Origin of the sequence: Vibrio marinisediminis, assembly GCF_014050145.1 — a bacterium.
Classification (GTDB): domain Bacteria; phylum Pseudomonadota; class Gammaproteobacteria; order Enterobacterales; family Vibrionaceae; genus Vibrio; species Vibrio marinisediminis.
Window position 1 is genome coordinate 1 of the sequence record NZ_JACFYF010000104.1, and the last position, 331, is coordinate 331.

Annotated in this window: 2 protein-coding genes; both read left to right on the forward strand. The window is 53.5% G+C overall.

Going from position 1 to position 331, the window contains the following annotated elements; translation table 11 throughout:
- Positions 1-17 precede the first annotated feature (17 nt).
- Positions 18-137, forward strand: coding sequence for a phage tail protein (locus H2O73_RS22380; RefSeq protein ID WP_368737175.1), 120 nt, complete (start codon positions 18-20; stop codon positions 135-137).
- The coding region (locus H2O73_RS20495) for a hypothetical protein (protein ID WP_182110743.1) at positions 134-331 on the forward strand (198 nt) is incomplete at its 3' end. The genes H2O73_RS22380 and H2O73_RS20495, both read left to right, overlap by 4 nt.

A 331-nucleotide genomic window follows, 5' to 3' on the forward strand; every position in this document is an offset into this window, starting at 1 on the left:
TCCGCTATGCGCCGTCAATTTCCCAGGTATACCAAAACGTGAAAGGCAATGTCGGCGAGCAGGTCGATCCATATATCAGTGATCAGATGCAAAAAGAGATCAACCGGTATTTGAGGCAAAGCAGGGGCAGGCGATGACGGCAGAGGCAATCATAGAAGCGATCGTGACTAAGCTTGGCGCTGTTGTCGCCGGCGGAGAGTATGAAAACACTATCTCTCACGTCGAAGAAGCGCCTTACAACGTCAGTAATGATGCCCTTGATGAGGGCGTGACGGCGGTGGTTGCCTATGCTGGGCAGACTATCGCGGATCAATCGCCACACGCGCAGCTC